8 protein-coding genes are annotated in these 7,832 nt (G+C 71.9%); 3 read left to right on the top strand and 5 right to left on the bottom strand.

What is annotated here, in order from left to right; genetic code table 11:
* Positions 1-293 precede the first annotated feature (293 nt).
* The 3 genes from B9S61_RS35315 to B9S61_RS35325 form a co-directional block, all read right to left on the bottom strand.
* Complete coding sequence (locus B9S61_RS35315; protein ID WP_103545822.1) at positions 294-1,295, bottom strand: DMT family transporter; 1,002 nt, start codon at positions 1,293-1,295, stop codon at positions 294-296.
* A gap of 46 nt (positions 1,296-1,341) precedes the next feature.
* Positions 1,342-1,875 carry a Clp protease N-terminal domain-containing protein gene (locus B9S61_RS35320; RefSeq protein ID WP_103545828.1) on the bottom strand — a complete coding sequence of 178 codons (534 nt, stop codon included), beginning with the start codon at positions 1,873-1,875 and terminating at the stop codon, positions 1,342-1,344.
* Positions 1,876-2,072: 197 nt separating this feature from the next.
* Complete coding sequence (locus B9S61_RS35325; protein ID WP_103545823.1) at positions 2,073-2,711, bottom strand: PadR family transcriptional regulator; 639 nt, start codon at positions 2,709-2,711, stop codon at positions 2,073-2,075.
* A gap of 141 nt (positions 2,712-2,852) precedes the next feature.
* Between B9S61_RS35325 and B9S61_RS35330 the strand changes: the two genes are divergently transcribed.
* Complete coding sequence (locus B9S61_RS35330) at positions 2,853-3,668, top strand: PhzF family phenazine biosynthesis protein (RefSeq protein ID WP_103545824.1); 816 nt, start codon at positions 2,853-2,855, stop codon at positions 3,666-3,668.
* Between the two features lie 67 nt (positions 3,669-3,735).
* Here B9S61_RS35330 and B9S61_RS35335 read toward each other — a convergent pair whose 3' ends face one another.
* Together B9S61_RS35335 and B9S61_RS35340 are read right to left on the bottom strand one after the other, a co-directional pair.
* On the bottom strand, positions 3,736-4,536 hold the full coding sequence (locus B9S61_RS35335; protein WP_103545825.1) for a CPBP family intramembrane glutamic endopeptidase: 801 nt from the start codon (positions 4,534-4,536) through the stop codon (positions 3,736-3,738).
* A 132-nt stretch (positions 4,537-4,668) separates the two neighbouring features.
* A complete protein-coding gene (locus B9S61_RS35340) occupies positions 4,669-6,186 on the bottom strand; it encodes a glutamate-cysteine ligase family protein (RefSeq protein WP_103545826.1) in 1,518 nt (505 codons plus the stop codon).
* Between the two features lie 561 nt (positions 6,187-6,747).
* Here B9S61_RS35340 and B9S61_RS35345 point away from each other — a divergent pair.
* A complete protein-coding gene (locus B9S61_RS35345) occupies positions 6,748-7,332 on the top strand; it encodes a hypothetical protein (protein WP_103545827.1) in 585 nt (194 codons plus the stop codon).
* 244 nt (positions 7,333-7,576) lie between these two features.
* Positions 7,577-7,832, top strand: a 256-nt coding sequence (locus B9S61_RS35350; protein WP_146064855.1) for a transposase family protein, incomplete at its 3' end; no start/stop codon positions are given.

The following is a 7,832-nucleotide window of genomic DNA, read 5'->3' on the forward strand; positions in this document are numbered from 1 at the left end:
GGCGGCGCCGGCGACGATCAGATAGAGGAGGCCTCGCCCGACGGGCAGGCCGGATACGGCGTTCGACACGTGTTCTCTCCGCAGATGCGCGCACCCCGCGGATCGGCGGGGGCGCGGAAGTTCGGGAAGGAATCCCGGTCAGCCCCGGCCGGGGCCGGGACGGCGGGATCCGCGGACTTCGTCTGCGGGCAGCACCGTTACGCCCGGCGGTCGGCCGGGCGGGTGTACCGGAGAGCCCGCCTCAGGCGGCCGGAGGCGGAAGAACGAGTGCGCGCGCATGCATGATCAGCACCTTATGCGGTGGTTCCGGGTGTGGACAACTCCCGTTCGGGCCCACCGCCGGCCACCGGCTTCCCGGAATTCTTCGCCGGAGCCGAGGACTGGGCGATGAAGGCGCCCGTGAGCACGACCGCGCCGCCCACGATCTGCGGCGCCGACAGATGCTCGCCGAGCAGGACCCAGGCGAGGACGGTGGCGATGACCGCCTCCAGACAGGCCACGACCCCGGCGACCTGCGGCGAGAGCCGGCGCACCGACACCACCCCGGTGATGTACGCGGCAACGGTGGCGACCAGGACGATCCAGCCCAGCAGGACGAGGGCGGCGACCGGGGTGCCGTCCATCTCCGCACTGCCGGTGAGCACGGACCGGTCCATGGACCAGGGACGGGAGACGACGGTCAGGACCGCGGCGCCGATCAGCAGCCCGTAGGCGATCACGCCGAGCGGATCGGGTGCCTCCGCGCCGTCACTGCCCTGGTCGGACAGCACGAAGTAGCCGACCTGGCAGCAGGCGGCGCCGAGCGCCAGCAGCAGTCCGAGGACGTCGAAGCCGAGGCCCGACCACACCTCCACGACACAGGCGAGCCCGCCCACCGCCAGGACCACGCCGACCGCGGCGGCGCGGGTCACCGGCCGCCGCTGCACGAACCTCACCCAGCCGAGCACGAGCGCGGGCGCCAGATACTCGACCAGCAGGGCGACCCCGACCGGGATGCGCGAGATGGCGGCGAAGTAGCAGGCCTGGACGCCGGCCACGGCGAACAGCCCGAACCCGGCGAGCAGCCCCGGCCTGCGGCGGATCAGCCCCCGGTGACGCACCGCCAGCGGCAGCATGACGAGCGCGGCACCCGCCACCCGCAGCCATACGACGTGGAGCGGGTCGAGGCCCGCCTCGATCAGCGGCTTGGCCGCCACACCGGATCCCCCGAAGGCCACGGCGGACAGCAGCGCGAGACTGAGCCCGGCGCCCTTTCCCGGGTGGCTCCGGGTACTGACAGAGGTAGGCACCGGCACATGATGACAGGCACGGACAGGAGCGTCACCCCCTATGACACCTGTCTCACCGACTGGACGGCGCCTCGAGCCGGGTGAGCAGTTCGCCGGGATCGATTCCGGCGTGCCGGAGCACCTCCACGGCGCGCGCCTCGGGGTCCGCGACGATCGCCGCGAGCAGGTCCGTGCCGCGCGCCGGGCCCTCGCCGGCCCGGGCGGCGCGCTCATGGGCGTACTCCATGCAGCCCGCCGCCAGCGGTGAGAAGCCGGCGGCCGCCGTCACGACGGGCACGCCCCCGGAGTCCTCGACCGCGCCCTGCCACCGCAGGCCGTAGCCGATGCTCCGCTGGACGAGGTAGCCGAGCAGCCGCGCGATCCGTGGCCCCTCGCCGAACACGGCCCGCACCTCGGCGTCGGACTCCAGCAACGAGTGCAGCAGATGGGCGGTGTCGATCTGCCGGTCACCGTCCCGGACCACCCTGCGGCGGGCGCCGGCGACCACCTCCGCCAGCCCGGCGCCGAGCCCGGCATCGCCGTCCGAACGGTGGATGCCCTGCTGCTGCGGCTCGTGGTCCTGCTGCCGGGGGATACGGGGTTGCACGTCCCCCACCCCATCAGTCGCGCGGCCGCGGGGCATCCCCGGCGGGGAGCATCTTGGCGTCCCACGGGAAGTGGACGCCGCGGGTCGCGATCTCCTCCTTGCGAAGGAGATCAGGGCGTTTCACACAGCGGCGTACGGCGGTCCGCGCACGCCCCTCGCCCGGTCCCGCCCGGTCCCGCCCGGTCCCGCCCGGTCCGTCAGTCCTCGTCGGCGAGGATCAGGTACAGCTTCCTGCGTGTCTCGTTGATGACGGCGAGGGCCTTCTCCCGCTGCTCCTTGCTGCCGGTCTTCCAGACCTGGCCGAAGGCTTCCATCATCCCGAAGCCGGCCTGCCGGATCTCGTTCAGCGCCTCCCAGTCGACCCCGCGCGAGGCCTCCTCCCAGGGCGCCTCGGGACCTTCCCCGGCCGCCGTGCGGCCCGCCCCGGTGAGGGAGAACAGCTTCTTGCCACCCCCGGACTCGCTGACGATCAGGCCCTCGTCCTCCAGCAGCTGAAGCGTGGGGTACACCGAGCCGGGGCTGGGCTTCCACGCCCCGCCGCTGCGCTCGGCGATCTCCTGGATCATCTCGTATCCGTGCATGGGACGGTCCTTCAGCAGGGCCAGGATCGAGGCCCGTACGTCACCGCGCCGCGCCCTTCCCCTCGGTCCGCCGCGCCCTCGCCCGCCCCAGGGGCCACCGTGGCCGAATCCGGGCCCGAAGGGGCCGCCGGGACCGCCGGGACCGCCCGGCCCGAAAGGACCGAAGGCCGCGCGGAGCCGCTCGAAGTCACCCCGGCCGCCACGCGGGCCGCCGGGACCGCGTCCGTGCTGGTGCTCGTGTCCATGGGAACGCATCGCTACCACTCCATTCCATCGTCGATCTGTTGCGATGCTTCAACGATATATCGAAATCCTGGTCGTGCCAAGCCCCGGTCCGGGCGAGTGATCGGCGCGTGGCCTTGGCCCGCGGTTTCCCGCAGCCCGTACGGTCGGGGCATGCGGATACGAATCGTCGACGCCTTCACCGACCGGCCCTTCGCCGGCAACCCCGCCGGGGTACTCCTCCTGGACGCCTTCGCCTTCCCGGACGACGACCGGTTGCAGAACATCGCCATGGAGGTCAACCACGCCGAGACCGCCTTCGCCCACCCGCTCCCCGAGGGCGGCGAGGCCGACTGGGCGCTGCGCTGGTTCACCCCCGTCACCGAGGTCGCGATGTGCGGCCACGCGACCCTGGCCACCGCCCACGTTCTGCACACCACCGGCGCGCACAAGGGTCCGGTGCGGTTCGCCACGCGCAGCGGCGTCCTCATCGCCACGCCCGGCGAGGACGGCGCCGTCACACTCGACTTCCCCACGGCACCGCTCACCGCGGCCGACGTCCCCGAGGGCGTCGCGGAAGCGCTCGGCGCCCGGCCGCTGACGGCGTTCGACACCGGTCCGGACATCGGGGACCTGCTGGTCGAGGTCGACGACGAGCGGACCGTGCACGCCCTGCGGCCCGATCACAAGGCCCTGGCCGGCTTCTCCGAGCGCGGTGTCATCGCCACCGCCCGCGCCGAGAACCCCGCCCTCGGCTACGACTTCGTCTCCCGCTGCTTCTTCCCGAACGTCGGCATCGACGAGGACCCGGTCACCGGCAGCGCGCACACGGCGCTGTCCCCCTACTGGTCCCAGCGTCTCGGCCGTCCCGTCCTCACCGGTCTGCAGGCCTCACCGCGCTCCGGCCGCGTCCGGACCGGGGTGCGCGGCGCGCGCACCCCGCTGAGCGGACGGGCCGTGACCGTCATCGAGGGCGACCTGCTGGTCTGAGCCCGGAGCCGTTCCCCGTACGGCAGAGGGGGCGTCCGGCCGCGCCGAACGCCCCCTTTCCGCCGCCTCACGCCGTCGGCAGCCAGTCCACCTTCCCGGCCAGCAGCGCGTATCCCACGAACGCCCCGACGTCGAGCAGCGTGTGCGCGGCCACCAGCGGCCCGACGCGGCCCCAGCGCCGGTAGAGGAACACGAACACCACGCCCATGACCATGTTGCCGATGAAGCCGCCGATGCCCTGGTAGAGGTGGTACGAGCCGCGCAGCAGCGAACTGCCCGCCATCGCGGCGCCCGGGGACCAGCCGAGCTGGTTCAGGCGGCGCAGCAGATAGGCGAGGACGATGACCTCTTCGACGATCGAGTTCTGCAGCGCCGAGAGGATCAGCACGGGGTACTTCCACCACACCTCGGGCAGCGCCTCCGGCACCACGGTGAGGTTGAAGCCGAGCCCGCGGACGGCCAGGTAGAACGCGATGCCGGTGCTGCCGATGACCGCCGCGACCGCTGCCCCGCGGCCGAGGTCGGACCAGGGGCGGGTGCGGTCGAAGCCGAGGACGCGCAGTCCGACGCCCTCGCGCAGCAGGAAGTGCGCGACCAGCGCCACGGGGACGAGCGCCGTGGTGATCCCGAAGAGCTGCCAGGCCAGGTCCAGCCAGGGGCGGCCCGGCGCGGCCGAGGCGTTGAGGGTGGCGGCCTGGTCCTTGAGCCCGCCCGGCCTGGTGACCGAGCCGACGAAGCTGATCAGCGCGGACAGTCCGCTCGCGCCGAGCGACAGCGCGAGCACCAGCAGCGTCTCGTTCCGGAGCGTCCTCCGCGACAGCCTCCGCTCGGGAAGGGAATCGGCCCCCGCGCCCGCCTCTGCCTGCACACCTGCCTCCACATCGCCGATCGGTCCGATCAGTATGAGGGGAGGGGCCTGTGGCCCCGGGCGGGGGGGCCTGACGGGGCCCGGGCCGGGGCCGGGACCGGGCGGGTGGTCAGGCCGGGACCGGGCGGGTGGTCAGGCCGTGGGCACCGGTTCCGGCAGTCCCACCGGCCAGGTGTGCACGGGATCCCCCTGCTGCATCAGCTCGCGGTAGCGGCGGGTGGTGGCGGCCAGGGCGGCCTCACGGCCCAGGCCCAGGTCGAGGGCTCGGTGAAAGGTCGCGGACTGCCAGCTCGCGCCGTTCACCCGGCGCCGGCACCGCTCCTCGATCACACCGAGATACAGGTCGCGGTCGGCGGGCTCGATTCCCCACGCGTCCAGTCCGGCCTCGGCGAGCGGCAGCAGTTCGTCCCGTACGAGGGTGACCGCGTCCACCTCGCCCAGGCCCCCGAGACGGCCCCGGCGGGGCCAGGTGAGCCGGGCCTCGATGCCGTGCCTGCACGCGGCGTCGAAGTTGGCGGCGGCGGCCTCGAAGGGCAGCCGGCTCCACACCGGACGGCTGTCCTCGGCGAGGGCGCGGACGACCCCGTAGTAGAAGGCCGCGTTGGCGATGGCGTCGGTGACGGTGGGCCCGGCGGGCAGCACGCGGTTCTCCACGCGCAGGTGCGGAACCCCGTCGGCGATGCCGTAGACGGGACGGTTCCAGCGGTAGACGGTGCCGTTGTGCAGGACGAGTTCGGCGAGCGAGGGGACGCCGCCGCGGTCCAGCACCTCGAGCGGGTCCTCCTCGTCGCAGATGGGCAGCAGCGCCGGGTAGTAGCGCAGGTTCTCCTCGAAGAGGTCGAACGCCGACGTGACCCAGCGCTCCCCGAACCAGGTGCGCGGCCGCACTCCCTGTGCCTGGAGCTCGGGCGGGCGGGTGTCGGTGGACTGCTGGAACAGCGGGGGCCGGGACTCGCGCCACAGCTCACGGCCGAACAGGAAGGGCGAGTTGGCGCCGACGGCGATCTGCGCGGCGGCGACGGCCTGCGCCGCGTTCCACACCCCGGCGAACCGCTCCGGGGTGACCTGGAGGTGCAGTTGCACCGAGGTGCAGGCGGCTTCGGGGGCGATGGACTTCGAGGTGCAGCTGAGGTGTTCCACGCCGTCGATGTCGAGGGTGAAGTCCTCACCGCGCGCGGCCACGATCTGGTCGTTGAGCAACGTGTAACGGTCTACGGCGGAAAGGTTCGAGGAGACCAGGTCGTCCCGGTCCAGCGTCGGCAGGATGCCGATCATCACGATGCCCGCGTCCACCTCACCGGCTTTCCGGTCGGCATAGGCGAGCGAGGTGAGCAGTTCCTCGTCGAGTCGGTCGAATACCCGCCCGCCCAATCGATGGGGGGCGATGTTCACTTCCAGATTGAACATGGCGAGTTCTGTCTGGAAGTCCCGGCTCGCGATCCGTTCGAGGACTTGCGCATTCAACATTTTCGGCATGCCGTCAGCACCGATGAGATTCAATTCGATCTCCAGCCCCATGAGGTTCCTGGGGCGGTCGAACCGCTTCTCCGCCAGGAGTCGCTCCAGCCCCGTCAGGCAGCTGCGGAGCTTCTCGCGGTAGCGCTGGCGATCGGACAGGTCGAACCGCCCTGCCACGACCTTCTCCCCCATCGAAGCGTCCCTCCTCGGATGGGCGGACCGAAGATCGGCCGCCGGGCTCCCGGTCCACAAGGGAGGATGCCCCGCGGATGCGATCGATAACGTCCCGGACGAGCCCTTCGACCGCTAGTCTGGTCGATAGTGACCGGTGGCACATTCACGGGGCATGGCGCAGAACGCATGTCGCATACCTGTTGCGGACTCGTGAAAAACGCCGACAGGAATTGGCCGACCGCCTCGCGGTCATTATCCGAGGTCACCGACGTGCGTCCGGTCCGGAATCGGGATTATTTTCGCGTTTCACCGGCCAGAAGTACCCTTGTTCGCCGGACCGAAAACGGCTAGCCGAAACATAGCCCGAACACGCGTCGTATAAACTTCGCCCACAAGGCAGAAGGTTGGCGCCCACGGTCGAGCGATCCAGCCGAGAGGCGGCGTGCCGCAGTCCTCACCCCCGCCTCTCGCGCCCCGACCCGGCACCCGCCTTTCTGACCTTCGCGAGCTGACAGCGCCGTCCGCCCCGCCACGCCCCGCCCTCGCGCCACTGTGCCTTCGAATGAGAGGCGACCCACCATGCCGCTGCATGTCCCCCCGGCTCCCGCGCCCGCACTGCGTTCCGTCCTGACCGCGCTCTCCTCACCGACCGCGGTCCGTGAGGCGCGAACTCCCTCGCTGCTCGGCGCCCAGGGACCCGCCTCGCCCGAGCTTCCCCTTCCCGTGCACGTCCTGGACCGGGTCACCGCCGACGGCGGAACCGCGACCCGGCTGGCCGGCTGGCGCTTCCTGATCCGCACCGGCGACCGCGCGGTGGCCGCCGCGGACAGCGTGCTCACCGCCGACGGCTGGACCTTCTCCCGCTTCTTCGAAGGCCCGTACATCGCCTCCACCGAGCTGGCGCTGCGCCAGGCCGAGGCCATGGCACAGCCGTACCAGCCCCGGCTGCTGTCCGTGCCCGGCCTCTACATGCTGGCGCTCTGGCTGCACGGCGACACGGGCGCGGACGGCGCCACCGGCCACCCGGCCGCCACCGACCTGCTCGTACCGCTCGCCCCGGCACCGCCCGGCATCGCCGCCCACCGCGCACACCGGGTCACCGACCTGCTCCCGGTCCTGACGCATCGGGCCACTCCGACCCGCCTGCTCGGCTCGCCCGCCTGACGGTCCACCGCGTACCCCGCCGCCCGGCACCCCGGGCGGCGGGGTACGCACATGCGGACTAGCCCCATTCGGCCATGGTGAACCAGGGCTCCGTCAAGTTCCGTGCTTGCGTGGAGGGTTGACGATCAGGCCGGTAGAGGCGGATAGCAGAGCAGGCACGGGGGTTCGTGATCATTGTGGTGTCGAAGCCAGATGATCACGAGGACGTCCCGTGCCTGCTGTTGCATCTTCCCCTATCCCTGCCGTGCTGGAGAAGCTGGGGCCGCTGGACGCGGACCGGATCGCTGACCTGGGCCCCTACCTCGAATCGGTTCCGGATCCGCGCTCACGCCGGGGCCGGTGGTACTCGCTGACGGCCATCTTGCTGATGTGTGCCTGCGCGGCCGTCTGCGGTGCGAAGAGCATCGACGAGCTCGCCGAGTTCGGCGAGCGGGCCACGAACTCGCTGCTGGCATCCCTCGGGGTACGCCGTCACCTGCTCGGCTGGCGGCGCAGCCCCA

The organism is Streptomyces sp. SM1 (assembly GCF_002910825.1).
GTDB classification, from domain to species: domain Bacteria; phylum Actinomycetota; class Actinomycetes; order Streptomycetales; family Streptomycetaceae; genus Streptomyces; species Streptomyces okerensis.